Source organism: Citrobacter portucalensis (genome assembly GCF_002042885.1).
GTDB classification, from domain to species: Bacteria; Pseudomonadota; Gammaproteobacteria; order Enterobacterales; family Enterobacteriaceae; genus Citrobacter; species Citrobacter portucalensis.
This window is the reverse complement of record NZ_MVFY01000005.1, coordinates 130,742-152,408: the sequence shown is the minus strand read 5'-3', so window position 1 is coordinate 152,408 and position 21,667 is coordinate 130,742. Positions and strand designations below refer to the sequence as shown.

The following is a 21,667-nucleotide window of genomic DNA, read 5'->3' as shown; positions in this document are numbered from 1 at the left end:
TCTCATGTTGGCTGAATCGTTTCAATTCAGCGGGAGAGGAGAATCATGTTCCAGTTATCTGTTCAGGATATTCACCCGGGCGAACAGGCCGGGAATAAAGAAGAGGCTATTCGCCAGGTTGCCGCTGCCTTAGTGCAGGCGGGTAACGTCGCGGAAGGCTACGTCGATGGCATGCTGGCGCGCGAACAACAGACGTCCACGTTCCTCGGCAACGGTATTGCGATTCCTCACGGTACGACGGACACGCGCGATCAGGTACTGAAAACCGGTGTGCAGGTATTTCAGTTTCCGCAAGGCGTGACCTGGGGCGAAGGGCAGGTTGCTTATGTGGCAATCGGCATCGCCGCAAGCTCTGATGAACACCTCGGTTTACTGCGTCAGCTGACACACGTGCTGAGCGACGACTCCGTCGCTGAACAGCTGAAATCTGTGACCACGGCGGAAGAACTGCGTGCGCTGCTGATGGGTGAAAAGCAAAGTGAACAGCTGAAGCTTGATAACGAAACGCTGTCGCTGGATGTCGTGGCCAACTCGCTGGTGACGCTGCAGGCACTCAACGCGGCACGGCTGAAAGAAGTCGGTGCGGTTGACGCCATCTTTGTGGCCAGAGCAATCAATGAGCAGCCGATGAATCTTGGTCAGGGGATCTGGCTGAATGACTGTGCTGAAGGTAACGTGCGTAGCGCCGTTGCGGTCAGCCGTGCAGCAACAGCGTTCGATGTACAAGGTGAAGCGGCAGCCCTGCTGGTGACCGTCGCCATGAATGACGATCAACCGGTTGCAGTGCTGAAGCGCCTTGGCGATCTGCTGCTGAATAATAAAGCTGACCGTTTGTTGAAAGCTGATGCGGCAACGGTGCTGGCGCTGCTGACCAGCGATGACGCCTTAACTGATGATGTACTGAGCGCCGAATTTATTGTGCGCAATGAGCATGGTTTACATGCCCGCCCGGGCACCATGCTGGTGAATACGATTAAACAATTTAACAGTGAAATTACCGTGACAAATCTTGATGGAACCGGCAAGCCGGCGAATGGACGCAGTCTGATGAAAGTTGTGGCGTTAGGCGTGAAGAAAGGACATCACCTGCGCTTTACTGCACAAGGTGAAGATGCTGAACAGGCGCTGAAGGCGATTGGCGAAGCCATCGCGGCAGGTCTTGGGGAGGGCGCGTAATGAGCAGACGTGTTGCTACTATCACCCTTAACCCGGCCTACGACCTGGTGGGTTTCTGCCCAGAAATTGAACGCGGTGAAGTGAACCTGGTTAAAACCACCGGTCTGCATGCGGCAGGGAAAGGGATCAACGTCGCTAAGGTTTTGAAGGATTTAGGTATCGATGTCACTGTGGGGGGCTTCCTGGGTAAAGACAACCAGGATGGTTTTCAGCAGTTGTTCAGCGAGCTGGGCATTGCCAACCGTTTTCAGGTCGTGCAGGGCCGTACCCGTATTAACGTCAAGCTGACCGAAAAAGACGGTGAAGTATCTGACTTCAACTTCTCCGGCTTTGAAGTCACCCCGGCTGACTGGGAACGCTTTGTAAATGATTCGCTGAGCTGGCTGGGCCAGTTCGACATGGTGTGCGTCAGCGGCAGTTTGCCAACCGGCGTGAGCCCGGAAGCCTTCACCGACTGGATGACGCGCCTGCGTAGTCAGTGTCCTTGCATTATCTTTGATAGTAGTCGTGAAGCGTTGGTAGCAGGTCTGAAAGCGGCACCATGGCTGGTGAAGCCAAACCGTCGTGAGCTGGAAATCTGGGCCGGTCGTAAGCTGCCGGAAATGAAAGATGTGATTGAAGCGGCGCATGCGCTGCGTGAACAGGGGATCGCTCATGTGGTGATTTCACTCGGCGCGGAAGGTGCGCTGTGGGTTAACGCCTCAGGTGAGTGGATTGCTAAACCGCCGTCAGTTGAGGTGGTCAGCACCGTCGGCGCGGGTGATTCAATGGTTGGCGGTCTGATTTACGGTCTGCTGATGCGTGAGTCCAGCGAACATACCCTGCGTCTGGCGACGGCTGTTGCCGCCCTGGCGGTAAGCCAAAGTAATGTAGGCATTACCGATCGTCCTCAGTTGGCCGCAATGATGGCGCGTGTCGACTTAAAACCGTTTAACTGACAGCAGGAGAGGCATAATGAAAACGCTGCTGATTATTGACGCTAATCTCGGCCAGGCTCGCGCTTACATGGCGAAAACCCTGCTTGGAGCGGCGGCACAGAAAGCACATCTGGAAATTATTGATAATCCGAATGATGCCGAACTGGCAATTGTTCTGGGCGATACGCTTCCTGCCGACAGTTCGCTGAACGGCAAAAAAGTCTGGCTGGGCGACATTGGTCGTGCGGTTGCGCATCCTGAACTCTTCCTCAGCGAAGCTAAAGGCCATGCAAAACCCTACAGCGCCCCGGTTGCAACAGCACCTGTGGCCAGCAGTGGTCCAAAACGCGTGGTGGCGGTGACGGCGTGTCCGACCGGTGTTGCTCATACGTTTATGGCTGCTGAAGCGATTGAAACTGAAGCGAAAAAACGTGGCTGGTGGGTGAAGGTTGAAACACGAGGTTCTGTTGGCGCAGGTAACGCCATTACGCCGGAAGAAGTGGCTCAGGCTGATCTGGTGATTGTGGCCGCTGACATTGAAGTTGATCTGGCGAAGTTTGCCGGCAAACCGATGTACCGCACCTCTACCGGTCTTGCGTTGAAGAAAACCAAGCAGGAGCTGGACAAAGCGCTGGAAGAAGCAACACCGTACCAGCCAACCGGTAAAGCGCAGACTTCAGCAACCGAAAATAAGAAAGAGAGCGCGGGGGCGTATCGTCACCTGCTGACGGGCGTCTCTTACATGCTGCCGATGGTGGTTGCTGGCGGTCTGTGTATTGCACTCTCGTTCGCTTTTGGTATCGAAGCGTTTAAAGAGCAGGGGACGCTGGCGGCGGCGCTGATGCAGATTGGCGGTGGTTCAGCCTTCGCGCTGATGGTGCCGGTACTGGCAGGTTATATCGCGTTTTCCATCGCTGACCGTCCGGGTCTGACGCCGGGTCTTATCGGCGGTATGCTGGCGGTAAGCACCGGTTCCGGCTTTATTGGCGGGATTATTGCTGGTTTCCTTGCCGGTTATGTGGCGAAGCTTATCAGCACGAAGCTGAAACTCCCGCAGAGTATGGAAGCGCTGAAACCGATCCTGATCATTCCGCTGTTCTCAAGCCTTGTGGTTGGTCTGGCCATGATTTACCTGATCGGCAAACCGGTGGCGGGTATTCTGGAAGGTTTGACTCACTGGCTGCAAACCATGGGTACGGCCAATGCGGTGCTGCTTGGCGCGATTCTTGGCGGCATGATGTGTACCGACATGGGTGGTCCGGTTAACAAGGCGGCGTATGCTTTCGGTGTGGGTCTGCTGAGTACGCAAACTTATGCGCCTATGGCAGCCATCATGGCTGCGGGTATGGTACCTCCGCTGGCTCTGGGTCTGGCAACTCTGGTTGCGCGTCGTAAGTTCGACAAAGCGCAGCAGGAAGGCGGTAAAGCTGCTCTGGTACTGGGCCTGTGCTTTATCACCGAAGGGGCAATCCCGTTCGCTGCCCGTGACCCAATGCGCGTTCTGCCTTGCTGTATCGTTGGTGGTGCGATTACCGGGGCTATCTCGATGGCGGTGGGTGCGAAGCTGATGGCACCACACGGCGGGCTGTTTGTCCTGTTAATCCCAGGCGCAATCACGCCGGTGTTAGGATACCTGCTGGCAATTATTGCCGGTACGCTGGTAGCCGGTCTCTCCTACGCGGTGCTGAAGCGCCCGGAAGCTGAGGTTTTGGCAAAGGCGGCCTGATTTAACGTCAATAGCAGGGGCAGAGAATTCTCTGCCCCTTTTTTTTATGTTTTTACCTATACCGTTGCAGCATCGCCACAATAATCCATCCAGCCTTAATAAAACGGGTCAGGCAATCATTGGCGCAATGATAAAACCAAAGGCAACGCCAGCAATGATCCCACCCAGTCCTGGCAGCATAAATGGATGGTTTAAGACATACTTGCCCACGCGCGTTGTCCCTGTGGTGTCGAACTCCATTGCCGCCAGAGAAGTCGGGTATGTTGGTAGAACAAACACCCCGGTTACCGCCACATAGGAGGCCAGAATTGCCCATGTAGGCACGCCGAGCGCAACGGCCAGAGGGATGATCAGCGGCGTGGTGGCACCTTGCGAGTAAAGAAGCGCGCAGGTACCAAACAGTACCAGTGCCAACAGCATAGGATAAGCCCGTAGGATATCGCCTGCGATATCCTTAATCTCCGCTAAGTGGGCATCAATAAAGGTCGTTCCCAGTGTAACAATCCCGAGAATGACCGCCAGTGAACTCATCCCTGATCGAAACGTGGATGTCAGGACAATAGCATCGGTTGATGTTTTGCATAACACCACCATCAGGCAAGCGGCAGCCAGCATACAGATAATGATGATATCCCGGGTATTCATTGGGTTGCCAGCATCGAATCCAGGGCGTAGCTGCGGGCAGGCGGCAAGAATAACGATGACGACCGTTGCCAGCATAAACAGGGCGACTGAGAGTTTGGCACCCGGCGTGGTGCTGTTTTGCCCTTCATATTTACGCACTAATCCTTTTTGCAGGCGTTCCAGATAGACTTCATCATCCTGAAGCTCGCATCCCTGACGTGAGGCGATAAAAGCGGCAACCATCGCGGCGACAAACGAAGCTGGCAGACATACCGCCATGACCTGAATAAAAGTGATACCGTTGCCTTCCATAATGGTCAGCATAGCCGCCATTGCGGCACTGATCGGCGAACCGGATATCGCCACCTGGGAGGCGACTACGGATCCGGCGAGCGTACGAGAAGGGCGGATACCGGACTCTTTGGCGACTTCGGCAATCACTGGCAGGGTAGAAAATACAATGAACCCTGTTCCGGCCATAATGGTCATCGACCAGGTGATAATCGGTGCAATAATATTGATATATTTAGGGTTACGCCGCATGAAATTACCGGCAACGCGAACCAGATAATCCATACCTCCGGCGGCCTGTAGCGCCGATGCTGCCACGACAACTGTCATAATAATGAGGATAACGTCAACGGGTGGCGAGCCAATTTGCAGATCAAATCCCAACGTTAAAATAGCCAGCCCCAGACCACCGCATAAACCGATACCTATTCCGCCGAGGCGGATACCAAAAAATATTGCACCCAACACGACGATAATTTCTAACCAAACCATAATGGCCTCCGCCAGAGAATAATTTGTTATTAAAATAAGTGGTTGTTTAATGCTTTATTAATCTGGTGACGGCTGTTATTGCGCCAGAAGATGATGTTTGCCAACTCGTTTTTCGTACCATTTAATACCGGCGCGAACTAATGATCCGGTTGAGTCAATATATTTATCTGGAGACTTTCTGACTGCTTCGGCAAGAATGACGGGGACTTCAGTACATCCCAGTACAATGATTTGTGCGCCGCGTGAGAAGAGCACTTCAGCCTGTTCATTCATCAGCGTTTGTGCCCGCTTAAGGTCGCCGGCTTTTAAGCAATAAATACTTTCCATGACCTTTTCCTGACCGGATGAATCAGGACTGATGCAGGTTAAACCAAGAGATTCTATGCCTTTTTGGTAGAGTCCCATGTAAAGGGTGGCGTTAGTAGCAAGTAAACCGATACGTGATTTTCCGCAGTTTTTGACCTCATTCATGGTTGTTTCAACGATACTGAGTAACTCTGTATGACAGCACTCTTTTAATTCATTAAACCAAAAGTGGGCGGTATTACAGGGGATCACAATACACTCCGCACCAGCATCTTCCAGTTTGTGCATATAATCACGCATTGCCGGAAGTGGGGAATGACCATGATGCATTAACGCATCAGTTCGGTCTGGAATATCAGGGATGGATGAAATAATTAATGGGATATGTTCCTGATCGCGTTGTGCTGCGGTAAAGGTGACGAATTTATTAAAAAGATCGACGGTTGCAGCAGGCCCCATACCACCAAGTACGCCAATTAAACCTTTCACGATATATACCTCTATTTACCGATTTTTAATATTCAGAGCTGGTTTCTATCTGGTGCTTATGTTTAACAGCAGAGTGTCGTGAGGAGAAATGCAATAATGTTTGGTTCAATGCAAAAAACGCATGAGTGTGATGTCTTTTACCACCTCGGCAGGTCGGTAATCAGCCAGAGGCCCGTCATTCAGCGGTGGATGAGCGGTCGGGGTCGATGGGTAAAGAAACATGTTAATGTCAAAAACGAAGGTATTATGCAAAAAACGAATCACCAGATGCTGGTGTTGAATATCATCTCCGGGAATATTCAGGCATGATGCTTAAGACTAATCGACATATTTAAACATCCGCGTGACAGGCATGAAAAATATCGAGACAAAATGGTTATATGATTTTCTGACGCTGGAAGCGTGTCGTCATTTTTCTCAGGCCGCAGAGGAGCGCAACCTATCCCAACCGGCATTTAGTCGGCGGATCAAGGCGCTAGAATCCGCTGTTGGGGTGCTGCTGTTTGACCGTACGACAAGTCCACTGCAGCTGACGGAGGAGGGTAAGTTATTCCATTCGCAGACCCGTAGCCTGCTACAACAGCTGGAATGCAATTTAGATGAGCTAAGTGGTCACAACCTGCTTGGCGTTCCCAATATCAAAATAGCGGCGGCACATTCTCTGTCGCTGACGATGTTGCCCAGATTAGTACATTCAATGTCGGCATGGGGCGAAGAATTTGTTTACCACGTCGAAGCGATTGACGTAGTCCAGGCGGTGAATACGCTGCGCGAGGGGAAAAGTGATTTTATTATCTCCTTTCGCGATGAAGACTTAATGCAGTCGCCTTTCTGCGGCTTGAAGGTTTTTGAGTCTGAGCTGTATCCCGTCTGTGCTGCGGATGCACAGGGTAAGGCGTTGTTTGATATCTATCAGCCGCAGGTGCCGATTCTGAACTATACCAGCACTTCCTACATGGGAAGATTGGTTAACCGTCACCTGGCGGAGGTGGGCAGTATTTCAGCGCGTACGCTGTTTATGTCTTCGATGAGTGAGCTATTGAAGAATATGGCATTGGATGGTCATGGTATCGCCTGGCTGCCAGCGTGGACGATCGTGAACGAACTACGGGATAAGCGCCTGGTTTGTCTGGACACGCCGGAGTTGATGGTGCCAATTCAGGCCTATATTTACCGAATGGATACCCGTTTGAATAAAACGGCAGAGCATTTCTGGCGGATTTTGTACAACCATATGCCAGAGGATCTGGTTACGCTCACTTGATACGCGCCAGCTTGTCTGGCGCGCGGAGATCGTTACGCCACTGCTTTTTCTGTTTGCTGGGCTTTCAGCCAGGCGATCTCTTCGGCCCATATATCCGGATTAATGGTTTCCAGTACCAGAGGAATACCGTCAAAACGATTATCCTGCATAATCCAACGGAAGGCATCATGGCCAATATTGCCTTCACCCAGGCTGTGATGACGGTCAACGCGACTACCAAACGCGCTCTTGGCGTCGTTCAGGTGCATACCGCGTAGATACTTGAAACCGACAATGCGTTCAAATTCCGCAAACGTCTTTTCGCACTCTTCTGCGGAACGCAAATCGTAACCCGCCGCGAAAGCGTGGCAGGTATCAATACAAACGCCAACACGGGACTTATCTTCGACGCCGTCGATAATGGCGGCCAGGTGCTCAAACTTGAATCCCAGATTACTACCTTGTCCGGCGGTATTTTCGATAACTGCCGTAACGCCCTGGGTCTGAGCGAGGACGATGTTGATGGATTCGGCAATGCGCGCCAGGCATTCATCTTCCGGGATCTGCATCAAATGGCTGCCGGGGTGAAAGTTCAGCAGGGATAAGCCCAGCAGTTCACAGCGCTGCATTTCATCAAGAAACGCATCACGTGATTTTTCCAGCGCATCGCTGACCGGGTGACCGAGGTTAATCAGATAACTGTCGTGAGGCAGTATTTGTGCGGAGGTGTAGTGGTACTTCTCGCAGGCAGATTTGAAATCATCAATGATTTCGGTGGTTAGCGGCGCAGCACGCCACTGGCGCTGATTCTTGGTGAACAGGGCGAATGCGGTCGCTTCGATTTCTGCGGCTCGAATAGCGGCGTTAGCCAGACCGCCAGCGGCGCTTACGTGCGCTCCGATATATTTCATAAATTTAACCCGCCATACTCAAATACAAAAAGGGAGAGTATAGCGGGTTAATGGAGGTGAGTCGTGATCGTTTATGCCATCAGGGCGTGGACAGCGACGTTAATCGCACCACCACCGACAATCAGCCAGACAAACAGCAGCAGGGCCATCAGTAACGGTTTGGCACCGGCTTTTTTCAGTGCGCTAACGTGAGTGGTTAACCCCAGTGCAGCCATTGCCATTGCCAGCAAAATGGTATCCAGCGTTACCAGCATGTTCACAACCGACTGCGGCAGCAGGTGGAACGAGTTAAAAATCGCGACCACAATGAACAGGATGGCAAACCATGGAATAGTGATTTTGCTTTTCTCACCGCCCGTAGCCGGAGACAACTGTTTAACGCGTGCGGCCAGGAGGATGAGGAACGGTGCCAGCATCATGACACGCAGCATTTTGGCAATAACCGCGGCGTTTTCTGCATCCGGGTTAATGGCGTGCCCGGCAGCCACTACCTGTGCTACTTCATGCATGGTGGAACCAATGTAAATGCCGTAGGTTTCTGGGCTAAACCAGTGTGCCAGCAGCGGATACATTGCCGGATACAGGAAGATAGCGATGGTACCGAAGATCACCACGGTGGCGACAGCGACGGTTACCTTACTGGCTTCCGCTTTCACTACCGGCTCGGTTGCCAGCACGGCGGCGGCCCCACAAATGCTGCTCCCCGCACCAATCAGCCAACTGGTGTGGCGGTCCAGACCAAACACTTTCTGCCCCAGGAAGCAGGCAATCAAAAAGGTACTGCTCAGCGTTAACACATCAATCACGATACCGCTGACGCCGACGTCAGCAATTTGCGCGAAGGTGAGGCGGAAGCCGTAGAGGATGATCCCCAAACGTAATAAATGTTGTTTAGCAAACAGCACGCCGCCGTCACAGCTTTTCCAGATGTGCGGATAGACGGTGTTGCCGAGGACCATCCCCAACAAGATTGCTAAGGTGAGGGCGCTGAACCCGGCACCTGCGACGGCGGGAATGGATCCACCCCATAAGGCGACCCCAGTGATAACTGCACTTAGGGCAAGCCCCGGAATAAAATGCCACGCTGTACGACGATGAGTCTGCAAGGTGAGTTCTGTCATATCCTTCTCCTTTATCTGGGTAAAAGAGTACGGCGAAGTGGTTTAAAAATAAAATTGATTATATATTTATAATTAATCTCTATAAGTGGTAAGTAACGGATATCCGGTGGAAAACGACTATGCATATCACCTTGCGGCAACTTGAAGTGTTTGCTGAGGTACTAAAAAGCGGTTCAACGACCCAGGCGTCTGTCATGCTGGCATTGTCGCAATCGGCGGTGAGTGCGGCACTTACCGATCTGGAAGGGCAACTCGGCGTGCAACTGTTTGACCGCGTTGGCAAACGGCTAGTGGTCAACGAGCACGGGCGTTTGCTCTACCCGCGAGCGTTGGCGTTACTTGAGCAAACGACCGAAATCGAACAGCTTTTTCGCGAAGATAATGGTGCCATTCGGGTCTATGCCAGTAGCACCATTGGTAACTATATCTTGCCTGCTATGATCGCCCGCTATCGGCAGGATTTTCCTGATTTGCCGCTCGAGCTGAGCGTGGGTAACAGTCAGGATGTGATCAATGCGGTGCTGGATTTTAGGGTAGATATCGGACTGATCGAAGGGCCGTGTCACAGTACTGAAATTATCTCTGAACCGTGGCTGGAAGACGAGCTGGTGGTGTTTGCCGCACCGTCGTCACCGCTCACAAAGGGGCCTGTTACGCTGGAACAGCTGGCGGCTTCGCCGTGGATCCTGCGTGAGCGAGGATCCGGTACGCGTGAACTGGTGGATTACCTGCTGTTGTCTCATCTGCCGAGATTTCAGATGGCGATGGAGTTGGGTAACTCAGAGGCCATTAAGCATGCGGTACGCCATGGTCTCGGGATCAGCTGCTTGTCGCGTCGGGTCATTGCGGAGCAGCTGCAGGCGGGAACGCTGAGCGAAGTTCCCGTGCCGCTGCCGCGTTTAGTCCGCACTCTCTGGCGCGTGCATCACAGGCAAAAACACATCTCCAATGCCATTACGCGATTTTTGCATTACAGCGACCAGGTCGAGCTGGGCGAATAGGGCGCTTACAGTCGTAAGGTCATCTCTTTATAGAACGGCGGTTATATCTTAACCGCTGTGCGCCGCAAATTTTCTGCTTTACTTATAATCCGCGGCCAGTCATGAAGGTCTCTTATAACAGCGTATTTGTGCCGGAAGAATGCCATTTCGTCTGCTACAATCGCGCCTCATTTTTTGGATGGATAGCATTTTCACATGGTTTCCGAAACTAAAACCACAGAAGCGCCCACGCTACGTCGTGAACTGAAGGCGCGTCACCTGACGATGATTGCCATTGGAGGCTCCATCGGTACAGGTCTTTTCGTTGCATCTGGTGCAACTATTTCTGCAGCGGGCCCAGGCGGCGCGTTGTTCTCTTATATTCTGATCGGTCTGATGGTGTACTTCCTGATGACCAGCCTCGGTGAACTGGCTGCCTATATGCCGGTTTCCGGCTCGTTTTCCACCTACGGTCAGAACTACGTAGAAGAGGGCTTTGGCTTCGCGCTGGGCTGGAACTACTGGTACAACTGGGCGGTAACGATTGCCGTTGACCTGGTGGCCGCACAGCTGGTGATGAGCTGGTGGTTCCCGGACACGCCGGGCTGGATCTGGAGTGCGCTGTTCCTCGGCGTTATCTTCCTGCTGAACTACATTTCCGTTCGCGGATTTGGTGAAGCGGAATATTGGTTCTCACTGATCAAAGTTACCACCGTCATTATCTTCATCGTGGTTGGTGTGATGATGATTTTCGGTATCTTCAAAGGCGCTCAGCCGGTGGGCTGGAGCAACTGGACGACCGGTGATGCACCGTTTGCCGGTGGTTTTGCTGCGATGATTGGCGTGGCGATGATAGTCGGCTTCTCCTTCCAGGGGACAGAGCTTATCGGTATCGCGGCTGGCGAATCTGAAGATCCTGAAAAGAACATTCCACGTGCGGTACGTCAGGTATTCTGGCGAATCCTGCTGTTCTATGTGTTCGCGATTTTGATTATCAGCCTGATCATTCCGTACACCGATCCAAGCCTGCTGCGTAACGATGTAAAAGACATCAGCGTTAGCCCGTTCACGCTGGTATTCCAGCATGCGGGTCTGCTGTCTGCGGCAGCGGTGATGAACGCAGTTATCCTGACGGCGGTGCTGTCGGCAGGTAACTCCGGGATGTACGCCTCCACGCGTATGCTTTATACCCTGGCATGTGACGGTAAAGCGCCGCGTATTTTCGGCAAACTGTCTCGTGGCGGCGTACCGCGTAACGCGCTGTATGCGACCACCGTGGTGGCGGGGCTGTGCTTCCTGACTTCAATGTTTGGCAACCAGACCGTGTATCTGTGGCTGCTGAATACTTCCGGGATGACGGGCTTTATCGCCTGGCTGGGGATTGCTATTAGCCACTATCGCTTCCGTCGCGGTTATGTGCTGCAGGGTCACGATGTGAAGGACCTGCCGTACCGTTCTGGCTTTTTCCCGCTGGGGCCGATCTTCGCCTTTGTGCTGTGCCTGATTATCACCCTGGGTCAGAACTACGAAGCGTTCCTGAAAGACAGCATTGACTGGGGCGGCGTGATGGCTACCTATATCGGTATCCCGCTGTTCCTGATTATCTGGTTTGGCTATAAGCTGACCAAAGGAACCCGTTTTGTTCGCTACAGCGAAATGAAATTCCCGGGTCGCGTGAAGAAGTAACAGTATAAAAAAGCATAACAAAAACCCCGGTATGATGAGTACCGGGGTTTTTTATTGCGTCAGACTTAGAAGCTGTAAGTCATGCCAACCGTGTAACGACGTCCATCAAGGACGGTGTCGTAGGTATCGTAATCGATTTGTTTATCCAGCACGTTATACACGCCAGCGGTCATCAACAGATCCTTGGTAGCATAGTAACGTAAACCAACGTCGACCTGAGTATAGGACGGGGTGCCCTGTGCCATAGAGGTTCGGCTCAGGTATTCAGACGTTTTCCCGCGCAGATTCAGACGGCTCCAGAAACCGAGATCCTGCGTAGCCTGCCAGTCCAGCGTCGTGTTAAACATATGCTTTGGCATTTTGTTCAACGGCTGGCCAGAGAACTGACCGCTTTTCTGCTCAGATTCCGTGTAGGTGTAGTTCGCGGTCCAGTTGACGTCGGAGGTTATTTTCCAGCCGAAGGTGGATTCTACGCCGCGCATATTGGCTTTATCGACGTTAACGCGATCGCTGACGAAGTCATAATGGGTGCCGCCGATGGTGCAGGCCGGATCGGAACTGCTGTTACAACGGCGAACTTCGGTGATTTTGTTTTTAAAGTCGGTATTGAACAGCGTAACGCCTGCGTTGAGGTCGTTGCCGTTATCCCACAGTAAACCGATCTCTTCGCTGAGGCTTTTCTCTGGCTTCAGATCCGGGTTGCCGACAATGATTCCGTTCAGACGGCCGCCGCCGGTAACCTGTCCCCAGCTGGCAGAGGACTGGCGCAGATCCGGTGCGCGATAGCCCGCGGAAACGCCACCTTTTAAGGTCCACTGATCGCTCAGATGCCATACGCCATAGCCGCGCGGCGTCCAGTTGTCACCGTAGTTTTCATCCTTATCCATACGCAGACCGCCGGTCAGCGTGAAGGTATCGGTAATGGCCCATTCATCTTCAGCAAACAGCGCCCAGCTCCAGCGGGTCAGTTTGTTCAGTCCATCAGCCGCTTGCAGTTGGTTGCCGTTATCGCGCAGTTTTTCATAACGGTATTGTCCACCCAACGTCAGGGTGTGCGCCCCAAGGAAGACCTGGTTCTGGTTATTGAAAATCGTGTTGTAGGACTTCATCTGGCGACCGGGGTTATCGGTTTCTTCCTGCTGGACATAGCTGGTGGAGTTGAAGTCGTCGTAATAACCGCTGTGGGTTATTGAGTACGTGGTGTGCACATACTTGTTTTCGCTTTTACTGTTGGGCTTACAGCTTCCGTTACGGCAGTTTTCCTCTGCCATGGATTTGCCTGGCGTACTGTCGCGATCCTGCAATTCACGTGCGTAATCGAAATCGATGTCGTTTTTATCATCTGGCGTAAAGTTCAGGGTTAATCCCCCGCTACGCATACGCTGTTCATTGTAGCCATTTACGATTTCATCTTCCGCGCGGTGGGAGAATAATCCGGTCACCTTCGCGCCAAGTAATCCGTCAATCAGTGGTCCAGACGCATAGGCGTTGGTCTGGTAAATATCGCCGGAGTCTCTGTCTTCCTGGAAAGTGGCATCGCCGTGCAAAGAGCCGGTCCAGGCTTTAGTATTCGACACTTTTTTGGTGATGACGTTAATGACGCCGCCCATCGCATCGGAGCCGTAGAGGGATGACATCGGGCCGCGGATTACCTCGATACGCTCGATGGATTCCAGCGGCGGCAGCCAACCTTGCTCAATACCTGAGTTGTCGCTGTTAGGACGTGTACCGCGGGTGCTGATGCGTTTACCGTTGACCAGGAAGAGTGTGTATTGCGAAGCCATACCGCGAATACTGATATCGCTACTGCTCCCCCCGCCAGTGACGACGACGCCAGGGACATCTTTTAGCGCATCGGTGACATCTCGATAGGCTTTGTCCTCAATCTGCTGCTTGGTAATAACAGATATTGAAGCCGGGGCATCCTGAATTTTCTGCTCGAAACCGGTAGCGGTAACGACCACGGTGTCTTGTTCAGCGGCATGGCCGAGTGATGGGAGGCAGGCGACGCATACTGCGGCAGCTACAGCCTTAACGTGAGGTATAGTCATTTGTATCATTCCATTTAAATGAATCAAACTGCGCGTCATGTGAAAGGCCATGACAATTGTATGTATTTGTCTTTTAAGGACTCTTTTCAGTAAAGAAGCGGGGGGATTGTACAAAAGTATGAATATTTGTAAACACAAATGATAATAGAAATCATTTGTGTTTGATATGGTTTGGAGTGAAATGCTTTTTTAATCAATAAGATAGTGGGGGAAGAAAAAAGGAGAAAAAGTGAAGGAATGATGGAGAAATGAAGAGGGTGGGAATCATTTTTGATGCTGGAAGAACCTGGCTCAAGGACAGCGGCAATTGCACCGCTGTCCTGTTATGGCTTACTTATAACCGATGGAATTTGGCGAGTAAGGCCAGTGACAAGGTGGTTAACAGGATAGCGATCACGGCATAGAGATAGACTCCAGACCACTCCCAACTGTTCTTCACTAATATCACCGGTACGCCCGCTAGCGCCGCACCAACATAGCTAAACAATCCCCGGAAGCCGGTTATCGATCCCGCCGCATCTTTGTGAGTGACGTCCAGACAACCTACGGCAAAAAGCATATGTGGGCCGTACAGGGCGAAACCCATAATGGTGAAGAGAATGGCCGTAATGGTATATGAAGTATCCTGAACCAGTGGAATTAAGGTAATACATACGCACAACATTAATGCGAATATTAAACCTGTCATCCAGCGATTACTTTTAAACATAAAGTCCGATAAGTAACCTGCCAGTAAACCTCCGGCAAGTCCACCGGCTTCAAACCACGAGATAATGGAGTTGGCTTTAATCAGGCTCCAGCCATGCACCTGAGAATAGTAAATTTGCGGCCAGTCGTTGAGAATAGTGCGGGCAATATAAACCGACATATCACCAATGATGATAATCCACACCAGCGGGTTAATCAGGATATATTTAACGAAAATCTGCCAAAAGGAGAGGTTGACCGGACTGGCCTTAACCTGGGCAAGTTCTGTCGGATCCTTGCGCCATTCGCCAACGTTAGGCAAACCTAAGGTCCCGGGACGGTCTTTAATCGTAAAGAGCGCAATGATCCCCATCAGCAGGGAGATCGCGCCAGGTACATAAAAACCCATTTTCCAACTGCCGCTCCAGACAATCGCAAAACTGGTCAATAGTGGGGCGAGACTGCCGCCAATATTATGTGCCGCCTCAACGACCGCCCACCAACGCCCGCGTTCATTTTTGGAAAACCAGGATGCCATGATTTTTGCCATTGGTGGAAAACTGGTGCCCTGGAGGATAGCATTGAGGCTGTACAACACATAAAACGCGGCAACGCTGTCGGAAAAACCAAACAGAATATTAACGATCCCCACGCCAATGAGAACCGGGCCGGTCATGGCTTTCGGATTGATTTTATCAACCAGCATGCCGCCAACAAACTTCATTGAGCCATACAGGATGTAAAACAGTGAAGACATGATGGCAAAATCTTCTGCGGTCAGAGCGGTATCTGACAGCATGGCCGGCATGGCGGCTGAGAAGTTTTTACGTGTTAAATAAAAGACGGCGTAAGAGATAAAAACCGAGCTAATAATCTCTATCCTGAATTTTTTGTAAGTATGGTCAATCTCTTTTTTTTCTTTTACAACCGGCTTATCAGCCTGGCTGAATATAAATAATTTTAAGCTCATATGATCTTCCCTTCAGACAGTGCTCGTGGGGTTATAATCCATTTTCGATAAAGAACAAAAGCGACTCGAATCCGTGAAAGTTAATCTGATTGGTAATTAAATCCCTGACCGCGGGCTTTGCTTGCCAGGCAATACCTGTTCCAGCATACGTGAGCATGGGGATATCGTTGGCTCCATCACCGCAGGCGATAATATTATGCTGATGTATCAGCAGAGAGTCGGCAAGTCCGGCCAATGTTTTTTTCTTATTTTCTGAGTTCATGATTGGCGTGGAAATATTATCCGTCAGCATGCCATCCCTGATTTCGACAGTATTTGAAAATACATAATCCAGCTGATATTTCTGTTGTAAGCGGTGGGTGAAAATATCCAGGCCGCCGGAAATAATTGCTGTTTTAAAACCTTTCTGCCTGAGGAATGGCAAAATGGTGGTGATGCCGGGAGAGGCCGTCATCCGGTCGCATACGGCATTGATGACATCGATGTGCGTCCCTTTTAACATTCCGATGCGCCGGGTGAAACTGCTATTGAAATCCAGTTTTCCTTCCATCGCCTGCTGTGTCAGTTCCGTTATCCGATCGGTGATGCCTAGCGCGCGGGCTATCTCATCCACACCTTCTTCCTCGATAAACGTCGAGTCCATGTCAAAGGCGATGATTCCGTTCGTCGGGATCTTTTTTGGTTTAAGGAAAAAATCAAATTGCTTAGTGAACGATGTAGCTCTTAGTTTCTTGTATATGTCATCGGTGAATATTTCATCGGCTATTGATAATTTTAAATACGGTTTATTGAATGCGGCTATAGATAACTGTTCCAGTGCGCACGGATATTGTTTGGTCTCGGTATTTAGAAACGTATTGTGCAGCCATGTCTTAAGTTTTTCAGTATCTTTTGCACTAATAAAATAAATAATTGCCATTTTGTCACTCCTGTAAACTGAGGTTATTGTAATAGTGGGGAGTGACGATTCAATCCAGCTTTATCACAGATGTGAATGTTAAAAAAAAGCTAAAATAGTATTGTTTTTTATACCAACAAATAAACAAAGTCTGAAAGGTATCATTTTTGATATACACGTCACGGTCTGTTGCTACTGGCGGTATATTCTATTTTGACTAACAGGGATGGGTCTAAAATGGAAAGTTGTATTGATATTTTTAAAGTCGTCATTGGGCCTTCCAGTTCAAGAACAGTAGGGCCAATGCGTGCCGCGTTTAACTTCATTTCACAATTAAAGCTACAGGAGATCTTACCGCTAACGCGAGAAATCGAGGTTGAGCTATATGGCGCGCTCTCATTAAGCCGCAAGTGTCATAACGTTGATATCGCTCTTTATCTGGGGCTGTTGGGCAATCAGCCGGATGATGTTGAATTACGCCAACAGATGGATCTCATTAAACGTGCTGAACAGGACGGCACCCTGACGCTTTCTCCTTCAGTTACCGTGACGGTCGTAATTAAGCCGAATCAACAACCGCATTCTGGTCATCCCTACGCGATGACGTTTCGCGCCAGGGATGATTATTTTACCTTGTATGAAGAAACATGGTTTTCAACCGGCGCCGGCCAGGTTCGCAAACCCGGCGAGTCGGTGCCCGAGAGAACCGCGCAAAAAAACGCATTTCCTTTTGCGTTTCAAAATGCCGCGCAGCTGCAGGCGCTGTGTCAGCGTAATGGATTGTCCGTTGCGGCGTTAATGATGAAAAATGAGTTACAGATGCATTCTCAGGCGGCGTTGCATGACTATTTCGCGCATGTTTGGGCGATAATGCAGCAGGCAGTCCATCGTGGTCTGCATACTGAAGGACTACTGCCTGGCTCGTATCAGGTGCCGCGCAGGGCCTGCTCGCTCTATAAATTACTGGCAATGAAACCCTCTGCTAACGACTTTCTCACCAACCTCAACTGGGTGAATGCGTTTGCGATTGCCGTCAGCGAGGAAAACGCCGCTGGAGGGCGAGTGGTGACAGCGCCGACCAATGGTGCCAGCGGTATCATCCCAGCGGTCCTCAGTTGGTACGATAAGTTTGTCTGTAAGCTGGATAGCGCATCGGTTATCCGTTTTTTCCTCACTGCTGGCGCCATTGCGCTACTGTTCAAACAAAACGCGTCTATCTTAGGTTCTGAAGTCGGGTGTCAGGGAGAGATCGGTGTGGCCAGTTCGATGGCCGCGGCCGGATTAGCGGAACTGATGGGAGCGTCAGTTGCTCAGGTGCTGAACGCTGCAGAAATCACCATGGAGCACCATCTTGGGCTGACCTGCGATCCGGTTGGCGGGCAGGTACAAATTCCCTGTGTCGAACGAAACGCGATTTCGTCCGTAAAAGCGATTAATGCCGCAACGATGGCGATGAGCCGTGTCAGCGAGCCATGTGTTTCGCTCGATGAGGTGATTGCAGCCATGTATGAAACGGGTAAAGACATGAGTGCGAAGTACCGTGAAACGTATCACGGCTGCCTTGGGAAAATTCAGCCAAAAAATCGGGGAGGGCGGCATGAAATATCACACCATGAATAATGATGAAATCATCTTGTCATTATGCGCTCGCATCAGAGAAACGCGGATTTCTCTGGCGCTAACGCAGCAGCAGCTTGCTGACCGCGCGCAGGTGGGCATTGCGACCATTAAACGCATTGAGAAAGGCGGCGGCCTCAATCTGGACACGCTTATCTCCCTGCTGCGGGCACTGAATAAGTTGCACCATCTGGATGCAATCTTATTCGAGTCTGAAGTGCGTAATTTTAACGAAGGTCATGAAGGCGGTGAGAGCGTGGGGCGATTACAGGTACGCCAACAGGCGGCCGATCTAAATCGTAAAGCATCCGCGCCGCAATCAGAAGAGATGAGCTACAGCGCGGCAATAGAAAACACTCTTTACTGGTGATTACTTCAGCAAATACTGGGCATGGAAGCGCAGGTGATCCTCAATAAACGACGCAATAAAGTAATAGCTGTGGTCGTAACCAGGCTGGATGCGTAGCGTCATTGGCCATGCGGTCTGACGGGCAGTTTCGGCCAGTACCGCGGGCTGCAGCTGATCGGCAAGAAACTGATCGCTGTCTCCCTGATCGATTAACGTCGGGATCGCGTCTGCGGGTTTGCTGGCCAGCATTAACGCGCAGCTATCCCACTCTGCCCACTGTGTTTTATCTTCGCCCAGATAAGCGCTAAAAGCCTTCTCACCCCACGGAACGCGACAAGGGTTTACGATCGGCGCAAAGGCGGAAACGCTGGTGTATCTCCCGGGATTTTTCAGCGCCATAATCAATGCGCCGTGGCCGCCCATGGAGTGTCCGCTGATGGCGCAGCGATCGCTGACGTTAAACTGCGACTGAATCAGTGCCGGAAGCTCATCACGCAGATAGTCATACATACGAAAATGCGTTGCCCACGGCTGCTGGGTGGCATTGAGGTAAAATCCGGCCCCTTGACCTAAATCGTAGCCATCATCATTGGCAACCTGCTCGCCGCGCGGGCTGGTGTCCGGCATCACGAGAACAATACCCAGCTCAGCTGCAATGCGCTGCGCGCCTGCTTTGGTGGTGAAGTTTTCATCATTACAGGTCAGGCCCGACAGCCAGTACAGCACCGGAGGTGCGGCGTTATCACGGGGTGGTGGAAGAAAAATACTGAAGGTCATGGCGCAATTTAACGTGGCGGAGTCGTGACGCCAGCGTTGCTGCCAGCCTTCAAAACAGCGGTGCTCTTCAAGCATTTCCATGCGTGGCTCCTTGTTGTGTTGAACCTGAATGTGTTTGCGAACTCATCATAATACAGATTATTCATAGCACTGTGAGTAACTTTCACTTCCGCATTGAGCAAACATACTTCATCATCTATATAACTTTACATTAACACTCGACGTCACCGGGCTGAACGACAAGTGAAATCAGCAACGCTGAAAGGCTGTGCCAATTTCAATAATTATCACGGTGAATACTGGATTATGTGCGCCGCCTCACGCACAATGTTCTGGCTGTGACACAGCCTAAAAACTTTGCCCCATGCAGGGCAGAGGCGCCCCACCTGCAGGAGAAGAAGAAATGTCATCACTCAGTAAAGAAGCGGCACTGGTTCATGAAGCGCTGGTTGCGCGTGGTCTCGAAACCCCGCTGCGCCCGCCCGTGCAAGAGATGGATAACGAAACACGCAAACGTCTTATCTCTGGCCATATGACCGAGATTATGCAATTGCTCAATCTCGATTTGAGCGATGACAGTCTGATGGAAACTCCGCATCGCATTGCGAAAATGTATGTCGATGAGATTTTCTCCGGCCTCGATTACGCCAACTTCCCGAAAATCACCGTCATTGAAAACAAAATGAAGGTGGACGAGATGGTCACGGTTCGTGATATCACGCTGACCAGCACCTGCGAACACCACTTTGTCACTATCGATGGCAAAGCGACGGTGGCGTATATTCCGAAAGATTCGGTCATTGGTCTGTCGAAGATTAACCGCATTGTGCAGTTCTTTGCGCAACGTCCGCAGGTACAGGAACGTCTGACTCAGCAAATTCTCACCGCGCTGCAAACGCTGCTCGGGACGAATAATGTGGCGGTATCGATTGATGCGGTGCATTACTGTGTGAAAGCGCGCGGCATTCGCGATGCGACCAGTGCGACCACCACCACTTCTCTTGGCGGATTGTTTAAGTCCAGCCAGAACACGCGTCAGGAATTTCTGCGCGCAGTACGTCATCACAACTGATTAGGGCAGGAACCATGGAGCGTAATGTCACGCTGGATTTTATTCGTGGCGTCGCCATTCTTGGTATCCTGCTTCTCAATATTAGCGCCTTTGGCTTGCCAAAGGCGGCATACCTCAATCCCGCCTGGTATGGCAACATCACCTTATCCGACGCCTGGACTTGGGCGCTGCTCGATCTCTTCGCGCAGGTAAAATTCCTCACGCTGTTTGCTCTGCTGTTTGGTGCTGGTCTGCAAATGCTGCTCCCGCGTGGTAAACGCTGGATCCAGTCGCGGCTTACGTTGCTGGTGCTGTTGGGATTCATTCACGGTTTACTCTTCTGGGATGGCGATATCCTGCTGGCATATGGCTTGATCGGCCTGATTTGCTGGCGGCTGATCCGGGATGCGCCGTCGGTGAAAAGCTTGTTTAACACCGGCGTGGTGCTTTACTTGGCGGGCGTTGGTGTATTGCTGCTGTTGGGTGTGATCTCCGGGAGCGAAACCAGCCGCGCCTGGACACCGGATGCTTCAGCGTTGCTGTATGAAAAATACTGGAAAGTGAACGGCGGAATGGAAGCAATCAGCAATCGCGTGGATATGATGTCCAATAGCTTGCTGGCGCTGGGTGCGCAATACGGTTGGCAACTGGCGGGAATGATGCTGCTCGGCGCGGCATTAATGCGTAGTGGCTGGCTAAAAGGGCAGTACAGTTTGCAGCATTATCGACGCACTGGCGTTTTGCTGGTTATTATCGGCATGGCGATTAACCTGCCTGCTATCGTCGCCCAGTGGCAACTGGACTGGTCCTACCGCTGGTGTGCCTTCCTGTTACAAGCCCCGCGAGAGTTGGGTGCGCCTTTGCAAACCATTGGTTATGCCGCGCTGATGTTTGGTTTCTGGCCGCAGCTTAGTCGCTTCAAATGGGTCATTGCTATCGCCTGTGTGGGGCGCATGGCATTAACCAACTATCTGTTACAAACCTTAATCTGCACCACGTTGTTTTATCAGGCCGGTTTATTTATGAAATTTGACCGGCTGGAGCTGCTGTTTTTCGTCATCCCTGTCTGGGCGATTAACTTACTTTTCTCTGTCATATGGCTGCGTTTTTACCGCCAGGGCCCGGTGGAATGGCTGTGGCGTCAATTAACCCTGCGTGCTGCGGGGACATCATTACCGCGAACATCCAGATAACGATCTGGATCACATTCATTAACAAAATGGATGTAAGCGCTTTCATTCCTGTGACATCACTCACGCAGTCCGTTTCATTGTGCTGACAAAATACCCAGCCTGGGGTGTCTGT

Annotated in this window: 18 protein-coding genes; 10 read left to right on the top strand and 8 right to left on the bottom strand. The window is 51.4% G+C overall.

Annotated features, from left to right (window positions below; translation table 11 throughout):
* Positions 1-45 precede the first annotated feature (45 nt).
* From fruB to fruA, 3 genes are read left to right on the top strand one after another with little or no spacing between them, the layout of a single operon-like run.
* Positions 46-1,176, top strand: coding sequence for a fused PTS fructose transporter subunit IIA/HPr protein (gene fruB / locus BZK40_RS09445; protein ID WP_032944011.1), 1,131 nt, complete (start codon positions 46-48; stop codon positions 1,174-1,176).
* Complete coding sequence (fruK, locus tag BZK40_RS09440; RefSeq protein WP_003834544.1) at positions 1,176-2,114, top strand: 1-phosphofructokinase; 939 nt, start codon at positions 1,176-1,178, stop codon at positions 2,112-2,114. Before fruB ends, fruK begins: the two co-directional genes overlap by 1 nt.
* Positions 2,115-2,130: 16 nt before the next feature.
* Positions 2,131-3,819: a PTS fructose transporter subunit IIBC gene (fruA, locus tag BZK40_RS09435; protein ID WP_079934544.1), complete on the top strand. Its 1,689-nt coding sequence runs from the start codon at positions 2,131-2,133 to the stop codon at positions 3,817-3,819.
* Positions 3,820-3,927: 108 nt separating this feature from the next.
* On the opposite strand, the gene BZK40_RS09430 is transcribed toward fruA, so the two are convergent.
* Together BZK40_RS09430 and cuyB are read right to left on the bottom strand one after the other, a co-directional pair.
* A complete protein-coding gene (locus tag BZK40_RS09430; protein WP_008785273.1) occupies positions 3,928-5,226 on the bottom strand; it encodes an anaerobic C4-dicarboxylate transporter in 1,299 nt (432 codons plus the stop codon).
* 75 nt (positions 5,227-5,301) lie between these two features.
* Positions 5,302-6,021: a cysteate racemase gene (gene cuyB / locus BZK40_RS09425; protein ID WP_048234902.1), complete on the bottom strand. Its 720-nt coding sequence runs from the start codon at positions 6,019-6,021 to the stop codon at positions 5,302-5,304.
* 352 nt (positions 6,022-6,373) lie between these two features.
* On the opposite strand from cuyB, the gene hypT reads away from it, so the two are divergent.
* Positions 6,374-7,285, top strand: a complete 912-nt coding sequence (hypT, locus tag BZK40_RS09415; RefSeq protein ID WP_020996669.1) for a hypochlorite stress DNA-binding transcriptional regulator HypT — start codon at positions 6,374-6,376, stop codon at positions 7,283-7,285.
* 32 nt (positions 7,286-7,317) lie between these two features.
* Here the strand turns inward: hypT and nfo are convergent, their stop codons facing one another.
* The gene (nfo, locus tag BZK40_RS09410; RefSeq protein WP_032944004.1) at positions 7,318-8,175 is read right to left on the bottom strand and encodes a deoxyribonuclease IV; all 858 of its coding nucleotides are present in this window, start codon (positions 8,173-8,175) and stop codon (positions 7,318-7,320) included.
* A gap of 71 nt (positions 8,176-8,246) precedes the next feature.
* Complete coding sequence (locus BZK40_RS09405) at positions 8,247-9,296, bottom strand: YeiH family protein (RefSeq protein WP_008785269.1); 1,050 nt, start codon at positions 9,294-9,296, stop codon at positions 8,247-8,249.
* Between the two features lie 119 nt (positions 9,297-9,415).
* On the opposite strand from BZK40_RS09405, the gene yieE reads away from it, so the two are divergent.
* Entirely contained in the window at positions 9,416-10,297 is an 882-nt protein-coding gene (gene yieE, locus BZK40_RS09400) for a DNA-binding transcriptional regulator YeiE (RefSeq protein WP_003834519.1), read from the top strand.
* 195 nt (positions 10,298-10,492) lie between these two features.
* A complete protein-coding gene (gene lysP, locus BZK40_RS09390) occupies positions 10,493-11,962 on the top strand; it encodes a lysine-specific permease (protein ID WP_003834517.1) in 1,470 nt (489 codons plus the stop codon).
* A gap of 65 nt (positions 11,963-12,027) precedes the next feature.
* Here lysP and BZK40_RS09385 read toward each other — a convergent pair whose 3' ends face one another.
* The 3 genes from BZK40_RS09385 to serB form a co-directional block, all read right to left on the bottom strand.
* Entirely contained in the window at positions 12,028-14,013 is a 1,986-nt protein-coding gene (locus BZK40_RS09385) for a ligand-gated channel protein (RefSeq protein WP_079934542.1), read from the bottom strand.
* Positions 14,014-14,347: 334 nt separating this feature from the next.
* Positions 14,348-15,670 (bottom strand): MFS transporter, encoded by a 1,323-nt coding sequence (locus BZK40_RS09380; RefSeq protein ID WP_079934541.1) that lies wholly within the window; start codon positions 15,668-15,670, stop codon positions 14,348-14,350.
* Positions 15,671-15,701: 31 nt separating this feature from the next.
* Positions 15,702-16,589 carry a phosphoserine phosphatase SerB gene (serB, locus tag BZK40_RS09375; RefSeq protein ID WP_079934540.1) on the bottom strand — a complete coding sequence of 296 codons (888 nt, stop codon included), beginning with the start codon at positions 16,587-16,589 and terminating at the stop codon, positions 15,702-15,704.
* A gap of 216 nt (positions 16,590-16,805) precedes the next feature.
* Between serB and BZK40_RS09370 the strand changes: the two genes are divergently transcribed.
* Together BZK40_RS09370 and BZK40_RS09365 are read left to right on the top strand one after the other, a co-directional pair.
* A complete protein-coding gene (locus tag BZK40_RS09370) occupies positions 16,806-18,188 on the top strand; it encodes an L-serine ammonia-lyase (protein ID WP_095533120.1) in 1,383 nt (460 codons plus the stop codon).
* Positions 18,166-18,555, top strand: coding sequence for a helix-turn-helix domain-containing protein (locus tag BZK40_RS09365; protein ID WP_048224602.1), 390 nt, complete (start codon positions 18,166-18,168; stop codon positions 18,553-18,555). The genes BZK40_RS09370 and BZK40_RS09365 overlap by 23 nt, the downstream gene beginning before the upstream one ends.
* Here BZK40_RS09365 and fghA read toward each other — a convergent pair whose 3' ends face one another.
* The gene (gene fghA / locus BZK40_RS09360) at positions 18,556-19,392 is read right to left on the bottom strand and encodes an S-formylglutathione hydrolase (protein ID WP_008785267.1); all 837 of its coding nucleotides are present in this window, start codon (positions 19,390-19,392) and stop codon (positions 18,556-18,558) included.
* A gap of 322 nt (positions 19,393-19,714) precedes the next feature.
* Between fghA and folE the strand changes: the two genes are divergently transcribed.
* Complete coding sequence (gene folE / locus BZK40_RS09355) at positions 19,715-20,383, top strand: GTP cyclohydrolase I FolE (protein ID WP_003027410.1); 669 nt, start codon at positions 19,715-19,717, stop codon at positions 20,381-20,383.
* 14 nt (positions 20,384-20,397) lie between these two features.
* Positions 20,398-21,555, top strand: coding sequence for a DUF418 domain-containing protein YeiB (gene yeiB, locus BZK40_RS09350; protein ID WP_079934539.1), 1,158 nt, complete (start codon positions 20,398-20,400; stop codon positions 21,553-21,555).
* Positions 21,556-21,667: the final 112 nt, after the last annotated feature.

Excerpts from the sequence above, each read along its gene's own strand:
- fruB (WP_032944011.1), top strand. The coding sequence starts at position 46 with ATGTTCCAGTTATCTGTTCAGGATATTCACCCGGGCGAACAGGCCGGG.
- fruK (WP_003834544.1), top strand. The coding sequence starts at position 1,176 with ATGAGCAGACGTGTTGCTACTATCACCCTTAACCCGGCCTACGACCTG.
- fruA (WP_079934544.1), top strand. The coding sequence starts at position 2,131 with ATGAAAACGCTGCTGATTATTGACGCTAATCTCGGCCAGGCTCGCGCT.
- BZK40_RS09430 (WP_008785273.1), bottom strand. The coding sequence starts at position 5,226 with ATGGTTTGGTTAGAAATTATCGTCGTGTTGGGTGCAATATTTTTTGGT.
- hypT (WP_020996669.1), top strand. The coding sequence starts at position 6,374 with ATGAAAAATATCGAGACAAAATGGTTATATGATTTTCTGACGCTGGAA.
- nfo (WP_032944004.1), bottom strand. The coding sequence starts at position 8,175 with ATGAAATATATCGGAGCGCACGTAAGCGCCGCTGGCGGTCTGGCTAAC.
- BZK40_RS09405 (WP_008785269.1), bottom strand. The coding sequence starts at position 9,296 with ATGACAGAACTCACCTTGCAGACTCATCGTCGTACAGCGTGGCATTTT.
- yieE (WP_003834519.1), top strand. The coding sequence starts at position 9,416 with ATGCATATCACCTTGCGGCAACTTGAAGTGTTTGCTGAGGTACTAAAA.
- lysP (WP_003834517.1), top strand. The coding sequence starts at position 10,493 with ATGGTTTCCGAAACTAAAACCACAGAAGCGCCCACGCTACGTCGTGAA.
- BZK40_RS09385 (WP_079934542.1), bottom strand. The coding sequence starts at position 14,013 with ATGACTATACCTCACGTTAAGGCTGTAGCTGCCGCAGTATGCGTCGCC.
- BZK40_RS09380 (WP_079934541.1), bottom strand. The coding sequence starts at position 15,670 with ATGAGCTTAAAATTATTTATATTCAGCCAGGCTGATAAGCCGGTTGTA.
- serB (WP_079934540.1), bottom strand. The coding sequence starts at position 16,589 with ATGGCAATTATTTATTTTATTAGTGCAAAAGATACTGAAAAACTTAAG.
- BZK40_RS09370 (WP_095533120.1), top strand. The coding sequence starts at position 16,806 with ATGGAAAGTTGTATTGATATTTTTAAAGTCGTCATTGGGCCTTCCAGT.
- BZK40_RS09365 (WP_048224602.1), top strand. The coding sequence starts at position 18,166 with ATGAAATATCACACCATGAATAATGATGAAATCATCTTGTCATTATGC.
- fghA (WP_008785267.1), bottom strand. The coding sequence starts at position 19,392 with ATGGAAATGCTTGAAGAGCACCGCTGTTTTGAAGGCTGGCAGCAACGC.
- folE (WP_003027410.1), top strand. The coding sequence starts at position 19,715 with ATGTCATCACTCAGTAAAGAAGCGGCACTGGTTCATGAAGCGCTGGTT.
- yeiB (WP_079934539.1), top strand. The coding sequence starts at position 20,398 with ATGGAGCGTAATGTCACGCTGGATTTTATTCGTGGCGTCGCCATTCTT.